This window comes from Clostridium sp. CTA-19, assembly GCF_054767855.1.
The window spans coordinates 103,207-125,542 of the sequence record NZ_BAAABH010000001.1 but is presented as its reverse complement, the minus strand read 5'-3'; the positions used below and the strand labels follow the sequence as shown (position 1 = coordinate 125,542).

The 22,336-nt window shown below is 25.8% G+C and carries 24 protein-coding genes; all 24 read right to left on the bottom strand.

All coding sequences use genetic code 11. The features are described from left to right. Nucleotides 1-9: 9 nt before the first annotated feature. On the bottom strand, nucleotides 10-2,481 hold the full coding sequence (locus ACYUE0_RS00590) for an ABC transporter permease (RefSeq protein ID WP_460269136.1): 2,472 nt from the start codon (nucleotides 2,479-2,481) through the stop codon (nucleotides 10-12). Further along, the gene (locus ACYUE0_RS00585; protein ID WP_061995496.1) at nucleotides 2,478-2,957 is read right to left on the bottom strand and encodes a GNAT family N-acetyltransferase; all 480 of its coding nucleotides are present in this window, start codon (nucleotides 2,955-2,957) and stop codon (nucleotides 2,478-2,480) included. The genes ACYUE0_RS00590 and ACYUE0_RS00585 overlap by 4 nt, the downstream gene beginning before the upstream one ends. A 22-nt stretch (nucleotides 2,958-2,979) precedes the next feature. Then, nucleotides 2,980-3,735, bottom strand: coding sequence for a hypothetical protein (locus tag ACYUE0_RS00580; protein ID WP_460269135.1), 756 nt, complete (start codon nucleotides 3,733-3,735; stop codon nucleotides 2,980-2,982). A 72-nt stretch (nucleotides 3,736-3,807) separates the two neighbouring features. Next, nucleotides 3,808-5,520: an ABC transporter ATP-binding protein gene (locus ACYUE0_RS00575; RefSeq protein ID WP_460269134.1), complete on the bottom strand. Its 1,713-nt coding sequence runs from the start codon at nucleotides 5,518-5,520 to the stop codon at nucleotides 3,808-3,810. A gap of 28 nt (nucleotides 5,521-5,548) precedes the next feature. After that, a complete protein-coding gene (locus tag ACYUE0_RS00570; protein ID WP_460269133.1) occupies nucleotides 5,549-6,043 on the bottom strand; it encodes a GNAT family N-acetyltransferase in 495 nt (164 codons plus the stop codon). 104 nt (nucleotides 6,044-6,147) lie between these two features. After that, nucleotides 6,148-6,738 carry a gluzincin family metallopeptidase gene (locus tag ACYUE0_RS00565; RefSeq protein ID WP_460269132.1) on the bottom strand — a complete coding sequence of 197 codons (591 nt, stop codon included), beginning with the start codon at nucleotides 6,736-6,738 and terminating at the stop codon, nucleotides 6,148-6,150. Continuing rightward, nucleotides 6,731-8,080 carry a radical SAM/SPASM domain Clo7bot peptide maturase gene (gene ctpM, locus ACYUE0_RS00560; RefSeq protein ID WP_460269131.1) on the bottom strand — a complete coding sequence of 450 codons (1,350 nt, stop codon included), beginning with the start codon at nucleotides 8,078-8,080 and terminating at the stop codon, nucleotides 6,731-6,733. The genes ACYUE0_RS00565 and ctpM overlap by 8 nt, the downstream gene beginning before the upstream one ends. A 48-nt stretch (nucleotides 8,081-8,128) precedes the next feature. Beyond that, nucleotides 8,129-8,239 (bottom strand): Clo7bot family Cys-rich peptide, encoded by a 111-nt coding sequence (locus ACYUE0_RS00555; protein WP_157450873.1) that lies wholly within the window; start codon nucleotides 8,237-8,239, stop codon nucleotides 8,129-8,131. A 313-nt stretch (nucleotides 8,240-8,552) separates the two neighbouring features. Further along, nucleotides 8,553-8,690, bottom strand: a complete 138-nt coding sequence (locus tag ACYUE0_RS00550) for a Clo7bot family Cys-rich peptide (RefSeq protein WP_157450872.1) — start codon at nucleotides 8,688-8,690, stop codon at nucleotides 8,553-8,555. A 262-nt stretch (nucleotides 8,691-8,952) separates the two neighbouring features. Next, entirely contained in the window at nucleotides 8,953-9,072 is a 120-nt protein-coding gene (locus ACYUE0_RS00545) for a Clo7bot family Cys-rich peptide (RefSeq protein WP_081496222.1), read from the bottom strand. Nucleotides 9,073-9,114: 42 nt separating this feature from the next. Beyond that, a complete protein-coding gene (locus ACYUE0_RS00540) occupies nucleotides 9,115-9,252 on the bottom strand; it encodes a Clo7bot family Cys-rich peptide (protein WP_082761202.1) in 138 nt (45 codons plus the stop codon). A 152-nt stretch (nucleotides 9,253-9,404) separates the two neighbouring features. Beyond that, complete coding sequence (locus tag ACYUE0_RS00535; protein ID WP_081496223.1) at nucleotides 9,405-9,521, bottom strand: Clo7bot family Cys-rich peptide; 117 nt, start codon at nucleotides 9,519-9,521, stop codon at nucleotides 9,405-9,407. 214 nt (nucleotides 9,522-9,735) lie between these two features. Next, nucleotides 9,736-9,843 (bottom strand): Clo7bot family Cys-rich peptide, encoded by a 108-nt coding sequence (locus tag ACYUE0_RS00530; protein WP_082761201.1) that lies wholly within the window; start codon nucleotides 9,841-9,843, stop codon nucleotides 9,736-9,738. Nucleotides 9,844-9,976: 133 nt separating this feature from the next. Continuing rightward, nucleotides 9,977-10,108, bottom strand: coding sequence for a Clo7bot family Cys-rich peptide (locus tag ACYUE0_RS00525; protein WP_082761200.1), 132 nt, complete (start codon nucleotides 10,106-10,108; stop codon nucleotides 9,977-9,979). A 38-nt stretch (nucleotides 10,109-10,146) separates the two neighbouring features. Next, nucleotides 10,147-10,269 carry a Clo7bot family Cys-rich peptide gene (locus ACYUE0_RS00520; protein WP_082761199.1) on the bottom strand — a complete coding sequence of 41 codons (123 nt, stop codon included), beginning with the start codon at nucleotides 10,267-10,269 and terminating at the stop codon, nucleotides 10,147-10,149. Nucleotides 10,270-11,514: 1,245 nt separating this feature from the next. Continuing rightward, complete coding sequence (locus ACYUE0_RS00515; RefSeq protein ID WP_207710390.1) at nucleotides 11,515-12,222, bottom strand: LytR/AlgR family response regulator transcription factor; 708 nt, start codon at nucleotides 12,220-12,222, stop codon at nucleotides 11,515-11,517. Between the two features lie 502 nt (nucleotides 12,223-12,724). Beyond that, complete coding sequence (locus tag ACYUE0_RS00510; RefSeq protein WP_460269130.1) at nucleotides 12,725-13,708, bottom strand: asparaginase; 984 nt, start codon at nucleotides 13,706-13,708, stop codon at nucleotides 12,725-12,727. A 431-nt stretch (nucleotides 13,709-14,139) separates the two neighbouring features. After that, complete coding sequence (gene spoIVA / locus ACYUE0_RS00505) at nucleotides 14,140-15,615, bottom strand: stage IV sporulation protein A (RefSeq protein WP_061995489.1); 1,476 nt, start codon at nucleotides 15,613-15,615, stop codon at nucleotides 14,140-14,142. Nucleotides 15,616-15,922: 307 nt separating this feature from the next. After that, entirely contained in the window at nucleotides 15,923-16,783 is an 861-nt protein-coding gene (locus ACYUE0_RS00500) for a 4Fe-4S binding protein (protein WP_460269129.1), read from the bottom strand. Then, nucleotides 16,776-16,910, bottom strand: a complete 135-nt coding sequence (locus ACYUE0_RS00495; RefSeq protein WP_431603317.1) for a CD1871A family CXXC motif-containing protein — start codon at nucleotides 16,908-16,910, stop codon at nucleotides 16,776-16,778. Before ACYUE0_RS00495 ends, ACYUE0_RS00500 begins: the two co-directional genes overlap by 8 nt. A gap of 86 nt (nucleotides 16,911-16,996) precedes the next feature. Continuing rightward, nucleotides 16,997-18,064 carry a TlpA disulfide reductase family protein gene (locus ACYUE0_RS00490; protein WP_061995487.1) on the bottom strand — a complete coding sequence of 356 codons (1,068 nt, stop codon included), beginning with the start codon at nucleotides 18,062-18,064 and terminating at the stop codon, nucleotides 16,997-16,999. A gap of 193 nt (nucleotides 18,065-18,257) precedes the next feature. Then, the gene (locus tag ACYUE0_RS00485) at nucleotides 18,258-19,262 is read right to left on the bottom strand and encodes an NAD(P)H-dependent glycerol-3-phosphate dehydrogenase (protein ID WP_460269128.1); all 1,005 of its coding nucleotides are present in this window, start codon (nucleotides 19,260-19,262) and stop codon (nucleotides 18,258-18,260) included. 283 nt (nucleotides 19,263-19,545) lie between these two features. Next, nucleotides 19,546-20,865 (bottom strand): ribosome biogenesis GTPase Der, encoded by a 1,320-nt coding sequence (gene der, locus ACYUE0_RS00480; protein ID WP_061995486.1) that lies wholly within the window; start codon nucleotides 20,863-20,865, stop codon nucleotides 19,546-19,548. A 1-nt stretch (nucleotide 20,866) separates the two neighbouring features. Further along, complete coding sequence (locus ACYUE0_RS00475; RefSeq protein WP_460269127.1) at nucleotides 20,867-22,201, bottom strand: DUF512 domain-containing protein; 1,335 nt, start codon at nucleotides 22,199-22,201, stop codon at nucleotides 20,867-20,869. Between the last annotated feature and the right edge of the window lie 135 nt (nucleotides 22,202-22,336).

Sequence of the window (22,336 nt, the reverse complement as noted above, 5' to 3'; positions counted from 1 at the left end):
ATCCCCTTATCAGTCATCTGATTTTATTTCATCTATTATATTTATCTTAGATATTTTTCTTATAGGATATATATAACTAATAATACTCATACTTATAGAAATTAAAACTAGTATTACCATCAATTCACCATTCTTAATAAAAATCATATCTCCAATATAATAAGACAAAATTTTATTAATATAATTGCTTAATATAGCGCCTAATCCAACTCCAAAAACTCCACTATAAGTTCCCAAAATTATAGCTTCAAATAAAATACATTTACTCAAATACCCTTTAGATATGCCTAGTGCTCGTTTTGTAGCATATACCTTTTTTCTAGATAAAATATTAATAGTAATGTTATTGCTCATACTAATTATGCATATTAAAGTAGAAATGCATATTAAAACATTCACTATATTAAATATTTTTTCATTATTATCATTATTCTGCTTATTAAGAACTGATAACTCTTGTATAGAATATTTATTTTCATATTTATTTTTAAACAGCTTTTCTATTTCATATATTATAGTTTCTATTTCATCATCATTTTTAACTTTTATAAGACACATATCCTTATCTTTTACCTTTATATCCTGTTTAAAATTATCCTTAGATATAAATAATACTTTTCCCATATTTTCAAAACTACTAACAACTCCAATTACATTATAATTTACATCTTTAATTTTTAATGAATCTTTTACTTTAATACCAGTATTTTTACTAAATGTAGTTGTTATTATAATATTTTTTCCATCATCAAGTTTTTCAAATATATCCGATCCACCCTGTTTAATTATTTCCGTTGAAAAATTTCTTTTGTAATCAATGCCATCTATTCCAGCGATATCAACTTTAACATCTTTAATAATTTCTGTTGTTCTTGATTGAAATAAAGAGTTATTAATATATTTTATACTCATAATTTCATCATGAAAATCCTCTTCCACCGAACCATCTATACTTAACATTACATCTGCAGTCCTATATATATTCATTACTCCATTATTTATCATTGTTTTAAGTGCAACACTTATATACATTGATGAAATAATTATTGAAATAATAACTACTATATCTAATATATTAATGAACTGCATTATAAACTCTTTAAACAAAATACTAATTGAACCTTTAAATATAGAAAGAATTTTCCCCAAAATCCCATTAACTATTATTAGTAAAACTTTTACTAATAAAATAAAAGCAGCAATAAGTAAAAGAGAACCTAAAATTAATAAAAATACTCCATTTTCACTTTTATATTCTCTAATTAAAATTACTATTGACAGTGATAATGATAAAACTCCACAAAGATATTGGAACATTTTTTTTCCTTTACTTCTATAAGATTTCTTACCTATACCTTTTAAAAGATTTATAACAGACATCTTCAGTATATTCTTTAAAGAAATTACTATTACCATGATGCTAAAAAGTACAATTAAGACATCTATGTATAAAAATTTCACCAAACTTAAATTAAAATAGCCATCTTGTACTATATAATTTAAAACTACTTTTACAAACGGAACAGTCAATATACTTCCTATAACTATTGAACTTAGAACTATAAGTAAGTTTTCCACTATGACACTTATTGCAATATCTTTTCTTGATATTCCTAAACTTCTTAATATACCTATTTGATGTAACCTTTCATAAATTATAAGTGAGAATGTTGAATATGTTAAAAATAGTGTGATAAATATAGATAATATGCCAATTATCTTTAATGCCATATCTATAGTACCTACGTATGATTTAAAATAATCTATATCATATCTTTGTTGAATTATAAAATCAGATGAGATTTTAGAATGTACTTCTTCAATCATATTATTTATATTATCTAGATTTTTTATTGTTATTCCAACTGAATAAACATTTTCATTTTGACTTAAAAGATATTGAGCATCACTAATATTAATCATTGCAGTGTTCATATTTGAATTAAACACTCCTGTATTTTTAGCTATTCCACTTATAATAAATTCTTCTTCCTTATCTTGAATTGATAGTTTCACTTTAGACCCTACCTTTAAAGAATTTTCATCTGCATATTTTTCATTAATTATGATTTCGTTTTCCGTATCTTTAACTTCATACTCATCTATTAATTCTATTGGGAATGCAGCTTTTTGTTTAGTAAAATTAACTCCAATAACATTTACATTCTTTAAAGTTTTAATGTCTTTTGCTATACCTCCTATTCTAGGCACAACATGACTTATTCCTTCTATATCTTCAATAGACTTTATAATATCTTCAGGGTTAAAAAAAGGATTTTTTTCATCAGATTTTGTTATTAACAATTGACTATTTAAAGTTGTTTTTCTAAGTTGATCCTCTCTAATTTTAATAGCAGAATCTTTTATTATAGATGTAGCTAACATAATAATTGTAGATAAAACTAATGTACATGTTAGTAATATGTATCTAACCTTGTTCTTCTTTATACTGTTAAATGCTATTTTTAAAAACAACCTCATATTTCTCTTACCATTCGTGTTTTGTATTTAGATACACCTACTCTTTTTAACAACCTAACTATTTTTTTATTATGCTCAAAAGCATCTGACACCACATAGTCCTTTCCCTTGCCTATAGACCACTCCTCAGCACTTTTATAAAGACGGTATATAATAGAAAATATGTTTCCTACAGCCCTGCTTTTTTCCCTTACATAATAGTGCAATATATATGCATAATCATCATTTTCAAAAGCAAAATCCTTTCTATTTATCCATACCTCTACAAATCCGTGAATATCTTCACCAGATTCTACAACAAACATTCCACAATTATCATTTAATATAGACTCTTTAATTTGATTAGTACCACAATTAAATTCTAAGTTTCCTTTATAGTAACTATCTTTTCCTAATTGATCTACAGATAACTCTCTCCATAATTCCAATATATTATCTAAATCAGATAATTTGGCTTCTCTAATAACAAAATTCATAAGCATACCCCCAAATTTCATTCTAATTTTCTATATTTATATTTCCTACTTTAGCATTTATATCAAATATTGCTCCGTCTTGATCAACATTTATTCCATCTTTAATTTTAATTTTTTCAGCCATAGAACCTATAGCTTTAATCTTAATTCCTTTTGGTATTTTAATTTTTGCATTTACAACTTCACCATGAATATCATAACTATAATCACTATTTAAGTTTTGTAGATTCAAATTAACATTTCCAATTTTTGAAAATATGCTTCCTTTTTTTAAGTTTCCAGTGTATGATATTTCTCCATTTTCTATGTCAATTTTTAAAGCATCATAATTGCCTGCTATATTAATATCTCCAATGTTGTTTTCTATACTTATTGACTGAATACTGCTTGGAACAATTATAGTAGTTTCTATGTTTATTGAATTTACAGCAGAATTGTCTTTCCAAGTTGAATTGATATTAACAACTCCATTTTCTAAAGTACAATTCATACTATCTAACACATCTTGCAATTTATCCTCACTTTTTCCACCAACAAGTTTTTCCATCCTAATCTTAACTTTATCCACATTACCTTTCTCTATTTTTAAGTTTCCACAATCATTCTTTATTCCAAGTGAATCACCTTCTATTTTATAAGTGTAATCACTGATTTCTTCTTTACTATATGGAGCACTTTCCTTATCAAATTTTATTTTATTTTTATTTTTTTGAACACATGAAGTTAAAATTAAAGTAATTATAATAACACTTACAAATCCTATAACCATTTTTTTCATTACAATCACCTCTTTACTAACTTTATCTTATAAACAATATTTATTTCTAAGCTTGTACACCAATTACTTATATTACTTGTTAGAAAGCTCTTTCATAAGTTTAGAAAAATATGAGTCTTTTTCAGTTAAATATTCATAATTTCCTTCCTCAACTATTTCACCTTTTTTCATTGTATAAATACAATCAGCCTTATTTAGTAAACTCAAATTATGAGTTATTATAATTACAAGACTCTGTTTTGATAACTCTTCTAATATGTCTTTTACTCTTTTTTCATTTATAGTATCCAATGCGGCTGTCGGTTCATCAAAAATATAAATTAATGATTTTTTCACCAATGCTCTAGCAATAGACAACCTTTGTTTTTCCCCACCAGATAAATTAACTCTTTCATTAATTACAGTGTCATAACCTAATTCTAACTTTTTTATAGATTCTTCTAAATTTAAATTTCTTATAACTTCCTCTATCTTTAAATCTTCTATATCTCTACCCATTTTTATATTATTTTTAATAGATTCATTTAATAACTCTATATCTTGTGATACTAAACTTATAACACTTCTAACATCTCTTACTCCATATTCTTTTAGCTCTTTCTTATTTATTCTTATTTCACCTTCATAGGAATCATAAAAAGCACTTAATAACTTTATTAAAGAACTTTTACCTGCACCAGAATCTCCAACTATTGCAAAAATACCATTTGATGGTAATCTTAAATTAATATTTTTTACCGCTTCACTTCCATTGCTATACTTAAAACTAACATTTCTTAATTCTATCTCTTCAATATAAAGAATTTCATTTTTTTGCTTACTAGCTCTTTCAGTTTTTAAATTCATATATTCATTAATTCTATTAAATATAGGTATTATTGTATGTATGTCTATATTGCTATTCAACAACTCATATATCGGTTGTACTAATAACTGAAAATATAACCCTATAGCTACAACTGTTCCTATTGTTATTTTTCCATCCATTACAAGTAAACTTCCTACTCCATATACAATAGACAATGATGTTATCATTATTCCATTGCTTATACTATTCATTAACATACTTAATTTTCTAAACTTTAAATTGTTCCTATAATTTTTCTCTATTATTTCCTTAAACTCTTTTTTAACTTTATCCTCTTGGTTAAATGCTTTAATAGTATTAACCAATCCTACGCTCCTATTAATTTTTATGCATATTTGATCATAGCTTTCCTGAATATCCTTGGACATTGGATTAAACTTATGAGATATTTTCCAGTTAACAAAAAAATATATTTCATATAATAAAATAACTATTAAAGTAATTTCTTTAGATAAAATTAACATTCCAATAATAATCATAATTATTAGCACTATATTTTTTACAACAACAACGAAAAAGTTAGTAATAAATTCACTTACATTTCTACCGTCATTACTTATTCTAGATACAATCGCTCCATTATTACATCCATCAAAAAATTCCATAGGTGCATTTATTACTTTATTAAACATCTCTTCTCTAAACATTATTGTTATATTTTCACTTATTTTCATAAATACTTTATTTTTTATGTATCCAAATATAGGTTGACATATACATCCTCCAAAAAATATTAATATTCCTATTTTCAGCTTATCAAGTGAATTGCTTGGGATAACTTCATCAATCAAATATCTAGATACAATTGGAGATATAAATACAGCAATTGTATATAAAATAGTAAAAATTAAACCTATTAATTCTTGCCATTTGTATTCTTTTGCTACTTCCCATATATTGTTTAATATTTTTTTCATAATTTCTCCCTAAATTAGATTATTTAATTTAAACAGTTTTTATTTTCTTACATAATCTATGCCTATAACTTTTCATATGATTTTTTTCTAGTATTTCCCTTAATTCATATTCTTTACTAAGCACATCTGCACATATGTACTTAAAACCATATTTTTTCATTTCTATTATTGTGTTATCAAATAATTTTTTAGTAACACACTCTATCTTATACTCATCTTGTAAATAATCTGTATCTACATATAAATAATTTATATAAATAAATTTATCTGCAAAAAACATATAGTTAGGATTATTAAATGAAAAATTTAACATTCCTATCAATCTTTTATTTTTCACAGCAATAAATATCATTTCATCCTTATTACCTTTTAATACTTCTTCTAAAGAACTTCTAGAATGATAGATTTTATAATCATCATATTCTGTACTTTTTGCTCTTAAATCATTAATACAAAACATAATATCATTTATTCTATTTATATCACTTATATTTGCTTTACGTACTTCTATGTTTCCTTTCATTATTTGCATCCCCTTTTTATTTATCATTAAGAAATGATAAATAGTTATATTAACTACTACCCATTCCAGAACTAATTTTCATAAACTTAATTTTATTTTTATTTTTAAAATAAACTTAGCAAGTTCTTGTTATTTAAAATCTCACTTTGCTCAAAATTTTTAGTTTTTAAAGCTTTATCAACAATACAATCTATGCCATATTTATCAATTAATTTAATAACTGTATATACTGATATGTGATAAATTTCATTATTATTGTAATCAATCTTATAAAAATCAAAATTCTCACCTATTTTAGGAACCTTATTTATATAAGAATTATATTGATCAGCAAAATACATTGCTAAGCCTTCATTCAACCAAATTGGCAATTTAATTTGTGCTTTTGAATTTAATACTACATGAATAAATTCATGTAGTATTAAATTGTCAACAGTTTCATTATTTAACTTTCTCCACTTATCATGATCTAATATTAGAATTACATCATCAAAGCTTGTACCAATAACCCAATCTGGTACTTTATTGCCGATTATTTTTGATAATTCATCTAATCCATCTATAACATCTATAGTAACTTTATTATTAAAATGAAATATATTTCTTATATTTCTTATTCTATAATAAAAGTTAAAATAATCGGTTATATCTCTTAACACCCTTAAATCTTTAATATCAAGATTAAGGTTATTCACAGCAACATCCCCTATCACATCCAACTTCACTACTTTGATTATATGTTGCTATTATTGTTTCCTCTAAATTATATATCCATTTCTCACATTCTGGCTTTTCATTCATTGTTCCTTTATAAGGACACCCACCCATACATATTGGTAATATGCTACACTCTCTACATTCCTCATATTCAAAAGGTGACCATAATATATAATCCATATTACGAGCATACATTTTTTCATCTACTTTAGTTTTAATTGTAGTCACATTTCCTACAGCCTTATCAATATTTCCTACATCATTCCAACATTTGTACATATATCCTTCTGCATCAACTACATAAGCTCCAACATTATCAGCACAACAGTAATTTGCTTTTATACTTGGATAAAATGGATATGCTCCTGAAACTTTATACCCTCTTTCAAATAATATTTTCTGATATTTGCTATCACTTTTTGCATATTCTTCTGTATTTAAACAGTTATTTGCTATACCATTGCAAGTATCTGTGTATGCAGTAACATGTCCTAAATTTACAATAACATCTTTCAAACCATTTTCTTCTAATATATCTAATAATTCTTCAACATGATTAATATTTGTTTTATCTACATTTATTCTAATAGCTATATTTTTTATTCCACCATCTATAAGCTTTTTCACATTAGAAATTATTGTAGTAAAAGTTTCCTCATCTGAATTCTTTAATTTTCTTCTCTTATTATGAATACTAGGAGGTCCATCTACTGTAATTTGAGCTCCTGTTATTCTGGCTATTTTCATATTTTCAATAGTTTCTTCATCTATTAAATATCCATTTGTTACAATATATGAACTATATTTAACATTTTCTTTTTCACATATATCTATAGCTCTTTTTGAAAAATCAAATATCATATCTTTAGCTAATAGTGGTTCTCCACCATACCATGTTATACTTATACTATTTTTATTTTTTGCATTTTCTTCTATCATTTCTATTAAACTATCTTGAACCTCTTTAGTCATCATTCCTGATTTAGGAGTTTCATAACAATAAGGGCAAGCAAAATTACAAGCTAATGTAGGTGCAATAACTAATCCCAAAGATGAACTTGAAAATTTTCCATTATAATTCCTATACTTTAATAATTTTAATTCATCCATGTCATTATGAACTATATAATTTCCTTCAGACATATCCTCAACTAATTCTTTCATCTTTCCACTCAAGTTTTCAGTATCTATATTCTCGATGTTTTCTAGTACATTCAAAAATTCATCCTCTACTTCTGCTAATGCACAAGTAACACTATTAAAAGCTATTGTTTTCCCATTTTCCAATTTAATTATCTTATTATATTTTGATTTTTTCATAATTCCTGCCCCCTAATATGTAATTTTTTACAATTAAATTTATTTGTTTTATATCATAGAATGATATACCTCGCAATTATTGCAATTTTCACACACATTACAATCTGAACAATAGCAATACCAATTCATATTCTTTGATTTTTTTATTATATACTTCATGACCCCCTCCTAATTCATTGAATTTATATAAATTGACTTCTCTTTTCATGTTATAGGGTTCCAAGTTGACTCTTAAAATTATCCATCCCAAAACTTGGATATCCCAAATAGTGAGACATGTTCTGAATCACTTAGAATTCAACACTACATCTTGTGTAAAAATATTTTAAGATTGTTGAATAAATTTAAATTTGAGCTTGTTTCCCTATAATATTACGAAAAGAGAAATCAATATTTAAATTTAATATATTACTGTTAATTTTATATACTTTAATGTAAGACACCAAAAAACTTATCTATACATACGTATGATTTAGAAATTTAAGCTATATACCACACAAACATCAATGCAACCATCTTCTAGACATACTTCCGCACAAGTTCGTTTAGGACAATTTTTACAAAGACAATAGCCATCTTCATTTTTTGATTTTCTTATTATATATCTCATAAACTCCTCCTATTTTCTTATTAATATATAAATTAATTTTTAATTATTAATAAAATCAATATTACAAATTAACATATTATCACTGATTATATATTTTAAGATATAATCCTAAGACAAGTCTTAAATAACTTACTTAGTATGTTAAACTTATAAATTAAAAATTTGGAGTATATTTTTAAGTAAAATCATATTATAAAATAGTGTAGAACAAAATTACTTTTAATTTATAATAAAGTTAAAACTTAAGATTATAACAGATTATTTAATAATAATATGTCTTACATTGATTTCCACAATTTTCATGACAATCACTACAATTGCTACAATAACAATAGCCTAAACTATATCTTAATTCCTTCTTTCTATAAATTACATATTTCATGATAAAATCTCCAATCAAAACACTTGTTGTATTACTTTTATATTAATTTCCGTTAATTGGACAATCCACGACACAAACTCTTGTACAATTGTTTACACATACCTTACTGCAACCTTTGTCTGAACACCCTATGACACAAAATCCATCTTTATAGTTCATATTTTTAATAATATATTTCACCTATCAGCCCTCCCTTTTTATGCCCTTAAACTACGAATTATATGATATTTTTATAACGCTTACTATAATTCTTAAAGCTATTGTTATAATTTTCTGAATTTTATTGATAAATTTTTAATATTTATTTAAATTTCTAAGAATGTATCTTCTTATTAATTAAATGCATATTGACATATAGTTTGTCCTACGCAGTCATTTATACAATTTCCTGAACATATTAAACAATATCCTTTAGAAAATTTTTCAGCTGGTTTTTTCACATATTTCATAATTTCTCTCCCCTCATAGTATCTACTATATTGAGTTAATCATATAGCCACTCTAAATTTTATAAATTCATCAAAGCTATGCTAGTTTTTCTTGAAAAGTTATTCCCTATAAAAGAAAGAAATTAAAGAATTTAATTTGAAATTTATCAACAAGATAGTTTCCCTATAAAATTTAATATAACAATTATCAATAAAATTACTATACTATTTTATATTACGTATAAATTCCACATCTACTAGCACATTTTAATGAACAATAATCGCACTGATCACAATAGCATAAACCATTTTTAAAATTTTTAGGCTTAATTATAAATTTCATATACTACTACCTCTACTATCCATTATTTATGCTTTTAAAATTACTATATTTATATAAACTCTAATTACAAACTTAAATTAATAATTACGTTATACAATTGTTAAATGTTATATTTTGCTTACTGTATTTAAAATTAATTACTTTCATTGTATGATGTACAATAACCACATCCAGCTTGTTTAGAACAATCGTTATGACAATTTTCTGAACATGCATTGCAAAAACCTAACGCATATTTTTCTGATGGTTTTCTTATAAATTTCATTTATTCCACCCCCACTTAATCAATTTTGATATTTTTTATTAACTATTGCTACTAGGATCCATAACTATACATTGATCTGCACATCTGTTGTCGCAATTTTTGTCACAAACTACGCAAAATCCTAATTGAAATTTGTTAGATGGCTTTTTTATAAATTTCATAAACTTTCCCTCCTTAACTTAATATAATTTTTTATATGAACATTGATGTTTCCTATTTATTTAACCTGTCAAATCAGAAAGTTAACTAAAAGAAAACTACAGGGCTCCAAGTTTACTTTTAAAATTACTTGTTTCAAAACTTAGATACCTAAAATAGTTAGACATGCTCCGAATCACTTAGAATTCAACACTACATTTTATATAAAAATATTTTAAAGTTAGTGAATAAATTTAAATTGGGGCTTGTTTCCCTATATCAATGTACAAAACTTAATTTAGAATGTCATCGTTTGCATTTTAAATAAGCACTAAAAGCATATAACTATTTATTTTTAACACTTTAATATATAGTTCTCCTTTTTTAAAAGCACCTATTTTATACTGTCTAATTAATTTTATTTAACAAATTCATTTTCAATAAATTTTATTTTAGTTTTAATATATTTTCATCACCTAAAATATAATTTTGCCTTAACCTTATATTACTTGTCCCATTTTTTAAGTTTAACTTTAAAAAAATTGTATCATGATTCTATTTTTTTTCAATATAATTGGTATGAATAATACTTATACTAGAATAAATAGATTTTTTTTAATCTCTGTCCATATTTTTGTCACATTTTGTCTATTTTTTATTATATTTATTCATAATTTAATTAATTTTAATTATATATGTTTCATTTTTACCAAACATGTAGGATTTTAAAATAAATTTTTATTTATATATTTATCAAATGAGAAAATTGAAGATTAATATCATACTAATGGTTAACAGCTTATTTTTTTCTTAACTAATACTAAAAATTTAATGAATATTATTGAAGTTTAAGTTTATTTCCTTATATATGGTGCAGGCTGAATTTTAATTACACACTTATTAAGTTTTAAAAAATCACTTGTAATTATAAAGATAATTACAAGTGATTTTAATTGGCGGTATTTTATATATTAAAATCATTATTATATTCTAAAGTCTAAATAAAATTCATGAAATAAGTATAATAAATCATATATTCATTTCTAATATTTAAGAAATAATAAAAAATATAGTTTCTTCTTAAATTTAATTTCATAATCTTTACTTTATGAGAAATATACTTAAAATAAAATTATGATATTTTAATTCAATTACATTAATTTAAATCTCATCACCAAAAGTTAACACATAATTACTCATCCATTTTAAAATATATTTGTAAATTTAAAGAACACAGAAACATTTAACTTAATAGTACATAAATTAATTTAAATCCATATGGAGTCCTCTAAAATTTTTGTTAACTTTTCTCTAAATTCTTTTAATCGATATTTGCTTATAGGTATATAAGTATCATTAATTTTAATTATATTATCCTTTATTTCTTTTAATTTATTAAGATTGACTAAAAAACTTTTATGACATCTAAAAAAATTATATTCAGATAATTTTTCTTCAAATTTACTCAAAGTCATTTTAAGCATATATTCATTGTCTTCTGTGTGTATAGTAATCATCTTTTGCATTACTTCTATATACTCAATCTCATCTATATTTAAAATTATGATTTCTCCCTTATATTTAATAACCAATTTTTTTTGTCTATTAATATTTTTAATACATTTTAATGTAACAACTTTAATAGTTTCATACCTTATAGGTTTCAATAAATATCTATATGCTCTTACTTCATAACCCTCATAAATATAATTATTAAACTTCGTTACAAATATTATTTCTACTGTGGAATCAAATTTTCTTATCTCTTTAGCCGCTTCTATTCCATTTATTTTTCCTACATTTATGTCCAAAAATATAATATTCATTCTTCTATAATTTTTCAAAAGTTCTTCTCCAGAATCAAACTCTAACAATTCATATTCAAACCCTGTTTCTCCAATAATTTTGTTTAAATATTTTTTTAAAGAGTTTCTTTGCGCAATATCACTTTCACAGATTCCTATACGAATATACATAATACCCTCCCTTTTATTAGTTTTCAATATTATGGGCAAGTAATTTCTAGCTACTAATAAAAAAGGTGATGATTTTCTTTTAATATATTATTTTTCACTTCTTTAATTTTTAAAATTTTACTAAAATAAACTTTTAAACTAAATATCATTTCTTCAGAATCTGTTATTTGTTATTTTTTTAACATTTGAAATCAATTATTTTTTTAATATCTAATTAATGTTTTGATTCATATATTAATTTCTAATTATATTATAATCTTGACCTAAAACATTTACTATATTTAATATACTAATTTAAATTTTATTATAGCACAAATATTAGGTTAAATTTTCACTTTTTACCTATTTTTAAAATAAAAATCATTTTATGTTAATATTTTTTACAAACTATTCCTATAAATTCCATTTTAATTTAAATATTATCTTAAAAATATAAAAAATCACAAAAATAGATGTAATATTTTCGTTTATATTACATCTATTTTATAAAGGCTTTTATATTTTAGTAATGTCCATTTTCAAATATTTTTCTTATCTCTGTTATATTTTTAGTTTTTCCTAATGCTATAATAAGTTTTATCCTAGCTTTTTGTCCTGGCATACTATCAGCAAATATAACCCCTGCATTTCTTAGGTCTTTTCCACCGCCTTCATAACCATAGCTATCTAAAACTCTACCTCTGTAGCATCTAGTAACCATAACTACAGGTATACCTTTTTCTATAGCTTTTTTAACAGATGTAGCCATTTGAGGTGGTAAATTTCCCCTTCCAGTGCCCTCTACAACTAATCCCTTCACACCACGCTCTACACAAAAATCTATATATTTTCCATCCATCCCAGCGCAAGCTTTAATTAATTCAACATCAGTTTCTATTTTATCAATTCCTATGTAATCATGATCCAAACTTTCTCTATAGAAATGTGCTTCATTGTTGTCTACAATTCCTACTAGCCCAAATTCTGGACTTTCAAATGTGTTAAGCTTCATTGAATGAGATTTAGTTACTTCACTTGCTGCATTAATTTCATCATTTAAACAAACTAAAACACCTCTACCCCTTGCTTGATTAGATGTAGCTGTACATATAGATGCCGCTAAGTTAGCTGGACCATCATATCCAAGTTCTGAACTATTTCTCATAGATCCAGTTATAACTATTGGTTTGTCACTCTTAATTGTTAAGTGTAGGAAATATGCTGTTTCTTCTAAAGTATCTGTTCCATGTGTGACAACAACACCATCAACATCTTCTCTTTCTAAAAAACCTTTTATATAATTAGATAATTCTAACATAAGTTCTGGTGTAACATGTGGGCTTGGCAATGATGAAAAGTTATATGATTCTACTTCCGCATGAGATTCAATTCCAGTAACCATAGACATTATTTCCTCACCATTTAAAGTTGGAACTGCCGCCTTAATTCTTTCATCTACCTTCATTGATATTGTGCCACCATTAAAAATAACAACTACTTTTTTCATGTGTATATACCTCCTAATTACTATCACGTCTAACCATTCATATATGGATTTTATTCCATTAATCAAATAATATGTTTAATCCAATAAAATTTTGAAAGGATTTATTTATTTTCATCTCATATAATTTACAAAAATTTAATTTTAAGTTTAAACTCTTTCAATAAATATTTTACAACATTTTTTAGTTTTTTAAAGTGTTTATTCTTAAAAAAGAAGATTTAAAATTTTTATACTATTAATAGTTACTATTCATTTTTTCTCAATAATCATTCTGACCTATTTTTTTTATTACACAAACCTAAGAATTTAAGCCAAAAAACACTAACAATTATGATTTTTTTCTTGCAATAATGTGCTATTGTTGCAAAATTAAAAATGGAGTGATTTTTAAATTCACTCCATTTTTACCATTTTATACATTTATTTTTTCATTACAATATTATGCAAATTAACCCTCCGCTTCCTTCATTTATAATTTTTTGAAGAGTTCGTTGCAATTTATTTTGAACATCATCTGGCATTTTATACAATTTACTTTGAAGACCTTCTTTAACTATTTCCTCTAAAGGCTTTCCAAACATATTGCTTTGCCATATTTGAGATGGGTCATTCTCAAATTGATCTAGAATAGCCTTATAAAAGTCTTCACTTTGCTTTTCAGTCCCAACTATTGGAACTTCTGTTTCCACGTCTGCCCTTATAATATGCAAAGAAGGTGCTGAAGCTTTTAGTTTTATTCCCTTTCTAGCTCCACTATTTATAAGCTCTGGAACCTCTAGCTTCATTTCTGATAACTGTGGAGCCACCAACCCATATCCTGTATTATTAACATCAATTAGCGCATCTTTTATTTTATCGTATTCAACTTTAGCTTTATAAAAACTTTCCATCATTTTTAATAACTGACTTTCATTTTTTATATCTATACTACAAGTTTCACCTAAAATTTTATAAAACAATTCTTTCTTAGGTAGTATATCTAGCCTTGAAGTTCCATCACCCATTTTCATTTCTTTGATTTTTATGGCAGATAAATTCTCTAATCCATCAAGGTTTTCTAAAATTTTTGTAATATCTCTAACTTTGGTTATTTCTCCACTCATATCTTTTAAAGCACTCATTATATTAACCTTTAACCAATGTTTACTATCTAGTTCTTCTATCCATTGTGGCATGTCTATGTTAATTTCTTTAACTGGGAATTCTTTAAGTACATTGCTGAATATGTCTGATACACCCTCTTTATCCAACTCCATAACATTTACTAATTGCACTGGAATATCATATTTTTTTTCCATTTCTTTACGCAGATTTTTACTTTCCTCTGTGTTTACATCTTTGCAATTACATAATATTATAAAAGGTTTATTTATAGATTTTAATTCAGATATAACTCTTTCTTCAGCTTCAACATACTCTTCTCTATCTAACCCTGCAATAGAACCATCTGTAGTCATAACTATGCCTATTGTTGAATGATCATTTATTACTTTTTTAGTGCCTATTTCTGCTGCTTCTTCAAAAGGAATTTCATAATCAAACCAAGGTGTATTTACCATTTTAGGACCTTGTTCTTCATTATATCCCAATGCATTTTTAACTATATACCCAACACAATCTACCATTCTAACTTTAAATAAAGCTCCATTTTCCAATTTGATTTCTATTGCCTCATTAGGTACAAACTTAGGTTCTGTTGTATGAATAGATTTTCCTGAACCACTTTGTGGTAATTCATCCTTTGCTCTTTCTTTCTTATGTTCGTTTTCTATGTTAGGTATAACCATCATTTCCATAAATCTCTTTATGAAAGTTGACTTTCCAGTCCTAACTGGTCCTACTACCCCAACATATATATCCCCTTGTGTTCTTTCGGCTATATCATTGTATATATTAAAATTTTCCAAGTTTCACCCTCCCACAACTTAATATTGACACTATATATATATTAGAAAAATAAAACTAATATACCATTTTGATGAAAATTACTTTTAATCAATATTTATTAATATAAGAAAATGAGCTCCCATTTAAATTTATTCAATAACTTTAAAATACTTTTATATAAAATGTAGTGTTTAGTTCTAAGCACTTTAGATTTTGTCTTATATTCTTGGTATCCAAGTTTTAAAATTTATAACTTTTAATTTATCCTATATTTTATGCACAGATATTAAAAATCAGAATAAAATAAAAAAAATAACCATAAAAGAGTTATTCTCTTTTATGGTTATTTTTTATTAAAGGTAAATCAAACCCTTTAGTTATAGCTCCTTTACTACATTCCTTAGCACATTCTCCACATCTTATACATTCTAAACTATTAGGATTTTTATATACTTCTATATTCAATTTACACTTTCTCATACATTTTTTACACATTGTACACTTATCTTTATTAACATTCAGCTTATAAAAACTTATAGGATTAAACAGTGAATATATTGCTCCTAATGGACAAATATATCTACAAAACGGTCTATATACAACTATAGATAAAAGTATGGTTATAATTAGTATAAATACTTTCCATTTAAACAAAAATCCTATAGTTCCTCTTAATGATACATTCATTATAGTTAAAGGTATACCAGCCTCTAATGTTCCTGCTGGACATATAAGTTTACAAAAATAAGGGCTTCCTATACCTACATCATCAACTAAAAACATAGGGAGAATTATTACAAATACTACTAACACTATATACTTTAAGTATTTCAAAACACCATTAACTTTTTTATTAACATTAATTTTTTTAGATGGTATTTTATATAACAAATCTTGTATTAATCCAAAGGGACATATAAACCCACAAATAAGCCTTCCAAATATGACTCCAAAGAGAGTTATCAAGCCAATAGTATAATACGCCATATTATACTTCAACGTTCCTATAGTAGCCTGTAGTGATCCTATAGGGCATGATCCTAAAGACCCTGGACATGAATAACAATTTAAACCTGGAACACAAGTCTTTTTTAAATTACCCTTATATATATGACCTTCAAAAAAACCTTTAAAATATCCATTACTAACCATAGCTGAAATCACTTGTGTAATTCTTCTCTTATCCAATACCTATACACTCCAAACATATATTTATAGCTTTTTGAAGAACGATACCAACTTCTCCTCTATAAATTCCAAATAAAATAAATCCTATAGCCATAAATAAAGTACAATATGTTATAAACTTTTTCACTTTAATCACCACACCTTAATTTTAAATAGAATTTAATATTATACATTTTCAAATTAAGGTAACATACCGTTACCTTAATTTGGTTATTATTTTAAAAATTCATCTATAATTTTTTTATACTCATCTTTTTCTTTACCACCAATTATTGGTTCACCAACTATTTTCCCTTCATTATCAACTAAAATAGTTGTAGGAGTTCCCACTATATCTTTTAAAACTCCATTTTTCAAACTATCATCAGGAATTATATTGACATATGTAACTGCTTTTTTTGCCAATATATCTTTAGCTCTTTTAGCTGTTTCATCATCTTTAGCATCATTTACTATACCTAAAATATTAACACCCTTATCTTTATACTCATTATATAAATCTTCAAAAACTGGCATTTCTGCTACACAAGGTCCGCATTCAGTCCCCCATATATTTACAACTGTTATTTTATGTTGTGAAAATAATTTAGAATCTACCTTGTTTCCATTGGTATCCTTTGTATCAAATTCTATTTTATTATTACCTTTAATTTTATTAACTTCATCTTTAGGTGTAACAATATCTATAACCTTTATACTATTTTTTATATTTTCTGCCTGTTCTAAATAAGTATTATACTCTTTTTTCTCTGTGTCACTTAAACCTTTTATATATTCATCTTTAGCTCCATAAACTAAGTAGTACTCTATACCATCTTGCTCTCCTACTTTTACACTATTTTTATATTTTTCCTCTATATCTTTTAGAGTATTTTCTTTAGCTTTATCCTTTTCTATCCCTACAATCTCAAATAATGGTTTAAAACTTTCCTCAAATAACTTCATATATTCTTCATCTAAACTTTCACCATTTGATTTTTCTCCTAATTCTCCAAGCTTTTTAAAAGCACTATCACTTATATAATTTCCTATAAGCTTTCCATAGATACCTTGTCCATCATTACCTACCCCTAAAAAGTCAACTACACCTTTTCCTTCTATTCTTTCATTAAAATCTTTTGGTTTTTTGAAAGATACACCTAACTCGCTGATTTTAAATTCATTATCTTCTTTTTGTTCTACTTGACTTTTATTTGAATCACTTTTTACGCTATTACCACATCCTATCATTCCTAATGGTATAATAGTTGCTATTAATAAAATTATCATTTTCTTTTTCATAGTTTAACATCTCCTAAAACTTATATTGTTTTTAATCTACATCTTAAATTATATTGATGTTAACTTACATAAAAATAAAACAGCCCTTAAATAAACCTTAAAAATATTAAATAATAAAAAACCACCTTGAAAGTTTTAATACTTCCAAAGTGGTTTTCATATAATATATTAATTTTTAAATTTCATTTTAATTTTATTCATATATGCCATTTTCTCTCTTTTTATTTCTTGACATAAGCTCATACACCCCATATTTAGGATCTTTGTTTTCAAATAAAACTTTATATAAAACATCTGTTATCGGCATAGTAATATTTTCTTTTTCCTTTAACTCATAAAATGCTTTGCAGGCTTTTATTCCTTCAACAACCATACCAACATTTTCAACTGCTTCATCCATAGACATACCTTTACCAATTAATATTCCAGCTCTTCTATTTCTACTATGAACACTTGTACAAGTAACTATAAGATCTCCAAAACCTGTAAGCCCATTAAATGTTTCTGGCTTTCCTCCAAGTTTTATTCCTATTTTCATTATTTCATGCATGCCTCTAGTCATCAACGCTGCCTTAGCATTATCACCATAACCTATACCATCTGATATCCCTGCGGCTAATGCTATAATGTTTTTACAAGCTCCTCCAATTTCTACACCAATTAAATCATCATTAGTATAAACTCTAAATTTATTAGACATAAAAACATCCTGTACTTTTTCAGCCGCTTCCATTTTTAATGATGAAACCACCACTGTAGTTGGTATATCAACTGCAACCTCTTCAGCATGGGATGGACCTGATAAAACTACTACAGGTGCAGCCTTAATTTCTTCATCTATTATTTCAGACATTCTTTTCAAAGTACCACTTTCTAAACCTTTAGCAACGGTAACAATTATTTGATTTTTATTTACAACAGTTGATAACTGTTTGCTTATATCTCTTATAGCATGAGATGGAACTGCCAAAACTATTATACTACTCTCTTTAACAGCACTTTCCATATCATTATATCCAATCATATTGCTTGGAATTGTAACATTGGGTAAATATTTTATATTTTCTCTTTTTTTATTTATATCTTCAATTGTCTCTTTTTTATGAGCCCATATAGAAACTTCTACACCTTTTTTTGCTAACATAACACCTAGTGCACTTCCAAAACTTCCAGCTCCTAATATAGATACTTTTTCCAAATAAAACACCTCCCATTATTCTTAATACCTATATAGTAATTATATACAAATTCTATTTATTTACAAATATAATTTTCTCTTTATACACCAAGAACTGTGATTTTCAATCACAGTTCTTATATTAAGGTATAATCAAATAAATAATAAATCAGTATTCTCACCTATTTGTCACGAATACCTCGTCGACAAAATCCATACATAGCCTCACTATGACTTAATTTCATCTTCTTGTCTTGTGACAAATATGCTTCAAATCTTTTACCTTTTATTTCTTTTCATATGCCTAATCTTCTTTTCTTTGTCTAAATATTAGTTTAATACCTGTACCTTTAAACTCAAAATTCTCTCTTAATTGATTTTCTAAGTATCTTTCATAAGAGAAATGTAATAGATTAGGGTCATTTACAAAGAATATAAATGTTGGAGGTTTTGTTCCAACTTGAGTTGCATAAAATATTTTTAATCTTCTTAATGCTACTATTGGAGGTTCTTTCATAAGTACCGCTCTACTTATAACATCATTTAAAACTCCAGTTGCAACTCTTTTACTATAGCTATCATAACATTCTTTAGCCATTTGTAATACCTTATTAACTCTTTGACCTGTTTTTGCTGATATAAACAGATATGGAGCATAACTCATAAATGATAATCCTTTAGCAATATTATTTTGGAATTCTTTCATAGTTTTATCATCTTTTTCAATCAAATCCCATTTATTAACTATAACCATTATTGCTTTGTTTAATTCATGAGCATATCCAACTATTTTTTCATCTTGGTCACTTAAACCATCTGTTGCATCTATCATTAAAATACAAACATCTGCTCTCTCTATTGCAGTAAGAGTTCTTACAACACTATATCTTTCAATTTCCTCTTTAACCTTGCTCTTTCTTCTTAATCCAGCTGTATCTATTAAAGTAAATTTACCTTCATTAGTTTCTACCTTACTGTCAATTGCATCTCTGGTAGTTCCTGGAATATTACTTACTATATTTCTATCTTCACCTATTATTTTATTGATTAAAGAAGATTTACCTACATTAGGTTTCCCTATCATAGCTATTTTTATATCTTCTTCCTCTTCTTCACTTGCATCATTATAGTTAAAATGTTTAACTACTTCATCTAACATATCTCCAAGACCTAATCCTTGTGATGCTGATATTGTTACTGGATTTCCAATACCTAAGTTATAGAACTCATATGCATTGTCTTCTTGCTCTATTCTATCTACCTTATTTACAACTAATACTATAGGTTTTTTACTTTTTCTTAACATTTGAGCTACTTCATGATCTGATGGATGAAGTCCAGCTTTTCCATCAACTATAAATACTATAACATCAGCAGTTTCTATAGCTATGTTTGCTTGTCTTCTCATTTGACTCATTATTATATCTTCATTAGTAGGCTCAATTCCACCTGTATCTATAATTGTAAAATTATGATTTAGCCATTCAGCCTCAGCATATATTCTGTCTCTAGTAACTCCTGGTGTATCTTGAACTATAGCAATTCTTTTTCCAGCCAACTTATTAAATAACGTAGATTTACCTACATTTGGTCTTCCAACTATTGCAACTATTGGTTTTCCCATCTTAATCCTCCTCCAAATTTTTGTTTATTATGCTTATTAAATCATCCCCAGCATAATCACAAATCAGTATTTTTCTTTTTAAAATTTTTTCTAACTCAGAAACTTTATAATCATCTAAAAGTAATCCTTGTGCTTCCTCTCCTAATTCATATCCTTTTTTCAACATATTATTAGGCATTATTAAATAATCCCCTAACTCATGGTCTTTTACAGTATTTATTATATCCCTACCTGTCAATAGCCCTGCTACTGTAATAGTTTTCCCAAAATATTCATTTTTAATAGCTATCACATTTATTTTTATTTTAGGATTAGCATCCATGATTTCTTTTGCTGCCTCTTTTATAAATTTTTCAGCAGAAACACCTGTAACCATAGAAATGCTTCCCGATATGTTCAAATTAAGGTTACCTATTGTATTTGATATAGTTTCCCTTAACATTCTTATCATGCCTATTCCGTCTTCTAATTGTTCATAGGAGCCATAATGCTCACTACTTGGAATATCTTCCTGTGCCATAACATAGAATTCATCTGACAGCCTTACAAACGGATCTCCACTTAATTTTATATATTTACTTTGTAACTGTGATACATGTTTTATTAATTCCTTAGAACTGATTCTATCAAAAAGCTCTAACTCTTTAAGATTTCTTCTAAATTTAGTTACCCCTAAAGGAACTACTGCTAAATTCTGTACACTTGGATACAGATTATATAAATCTTCTATTGTTTTTACAAGCTCTTCTCTATCATTAATTCCTTTGCAACAAACTACTTGGGTGTTGATTTTTATGCCAGCATCTGAAAGTTTTTTTAATATGTCGTAAATATTCCCTGCAAACCTATTGTTTAACATTTTAACCCTAAGCTCTGGGTTAGTTGTATGTACTGAGACATTTATAGGACTAATTCTATACTTTATTATCCTATCTATATCTTCATCTTTCATATTGGTTAAAGTTAAAAAATTTCCTTGTAAAAAAGAAAGTCTTGAATCATCATCTTTGAAATATAAGGTTTCTCTCATTCCTTCTGGAAGTTGATCTATAAAACAAAATATGCATTTATTATGACAACTCATAGGTTTATCCAGAATTGCTTCTTTAAATATTATACCTAAATCTTCATCATATTCTTTTTCTATTTCAATTTCCCAAATTTCTCCATTTGGTTTTTCAACTTCTATTTCCAAGTATTCATCAGTAATTAGAAATTTGTAATCTATAATATCTTTTACTTCATTTCCATTGATACTTACAAGCTTATCACCTGTTTCAATTTCTACTTCTTCAGCTATACTATTAGGAAGAATTTTTGAGATTATATTTTTCATTTAGATTCCTCCTTTTTCTACTTTTTTATACTGTATACATTATGTTATATTATATTAATTACTGTTATTAGTCAATATCCATTAACGTTTAATACTCCCTTAGTTAGTATTTTAAATAGTACGTTTATCTTGAAA

What these genes read in the sequence shown, in the direction of transcription:
- ACYUE0_RS00590 (WP_460269136.1), bottom strand. Translation starts at nt 2,481, where the DNA reads ATGAGGTTGTTTTTAAAAATAGCATTTAACAGTATAAAGAAGAACAAG.
- ACYUE0_RS00585 (WP_061995496.1), bottom strand. Translation starts at nt 2,957, where the DNA reads ATGAATTTTGTTATTAGAGAAGCCAAATTATCTGATTTAGATAATATA.
- ACYUE0_RS00580 (WP_460269135.1), bottom strand. Translation starts at nt 3,735, where the DNA reads ATGAAAAAAATGGTTATAGGATTTGTAAGTGTTATTATAATTACTTTA.
- ACYUE0_RS00575 (WP_460269134.1), bottom strand. Translation starts at nt 5,520, where the DNA reads ATGAAAAAAATATTAAACAATATATGGGAAGTAGCAAAAGAATACAAA.
- ACYUE0_RS00570 (WP_460269133.1), bottom strand. Translation starts at nt 6,043, where the DNA reads ATGAAAGGAAACATAGAAGTACGTAAAGCAAATATAAGTGATATAAAT.
- ctpM (WP_460269131.1), bottom strand. Translation starts at nt 8,080, where the DNA reads ATGAAAAAATCAAAATATAATAAGATAATTAAATTGGAAAATGGGAAA.
- ACYUE0_RS00555 (WP_157450873.1), bottom strand. Translation starts at nt 8,239, where the DNA reads ATGAAGTATATAATAAAAAAATCAAAGAATATGAATTGGTATTGCTAT.
- ACYUE0_RS00550 (WP_157450872.1), bottom strand. Translation starts at nt 8,690, where the DNA reads ATGAGATATATAATAAGAAAATCAAAAAATGAAGATGGCTATTGTCTT.
- ACYUE0_RS00545 (WP_081496222.1), bottom strand. Translation starts at nt 9,072, where the DNA reads ATGAAATATGTAATTTATAGAAAGAAGGAATTAAGATATAGTTTAGGC.
- ACYUE0_RS00535 (WP_081496223.1), bottom strand. Translation starts at nt 9,521, where the DNA reads ATGAAATATGTGAAAAAACCAGCTGAAAAATTTTCTAAAGGATATTGT.
- ACYUE0_RS00530 (WP_082761201.1), bottom strand. Translation starts at nt 9,843, where the DNA reads ATGAAATTTATAATTAAGCCTAAAAATTTTAAAAATGGTTTATGCTAT.
- ACYUE0_RS00525 (WP_082761200.1), bottom strand. Translation starts at nt 10,108, where the DNA reads ATGAAATTTATAAGAAAACCATCAGAAAAATATGCGTTAGGTTTTTGC.
- ACYUE0_RS00520 (WP_082761199.1), bottom strand. Translation starts at nt 10,269, where the DNA reads ATGAAATTTATAAAAAAGCCATCTAACAAATTTCAATTAGGATTTTGC.
- ACYUE0_RS00515 (WP_207710390.1), bottom strand. Translation starts at nt 12,222, where the DNA reads ATGTATATTCGTATAGGAATCTGTGAAAGTGATATTGCGCAAAGAAAC.
- ACYUE0_RS00510 (WP_460269130.1), bottom strand. Translation starts at nt 13,708, where the DNA reads ATGAAAAAAGTAGTTGTTATTTTTAATGGTGGCACAATATCAATGAAG.
- ACYUE0_RS00490 (WP_061995487.1), bottom strand. Translation starts at nt 18,064, where the DNA reads ATGAAAAAGAAAATGATAATTTTATTAATAGCAACTATTATACCATTA.
- der (WP_061995486.1), bottom strand. Translation starts at nt 20,865, where the DNA reads ATGGGAAAACCAATAGTTGCAATAGTTGGAAGACCAAATGTAGGTAAA.
- ACYUE0_RS00475 (WP_460269127.1), bottom strand. Translation starts at nt 22,201, where the DNA reads ATGAAAAATATAATCTCAAAAATTCTTCCTAATAGTATAGCTGAAGAA.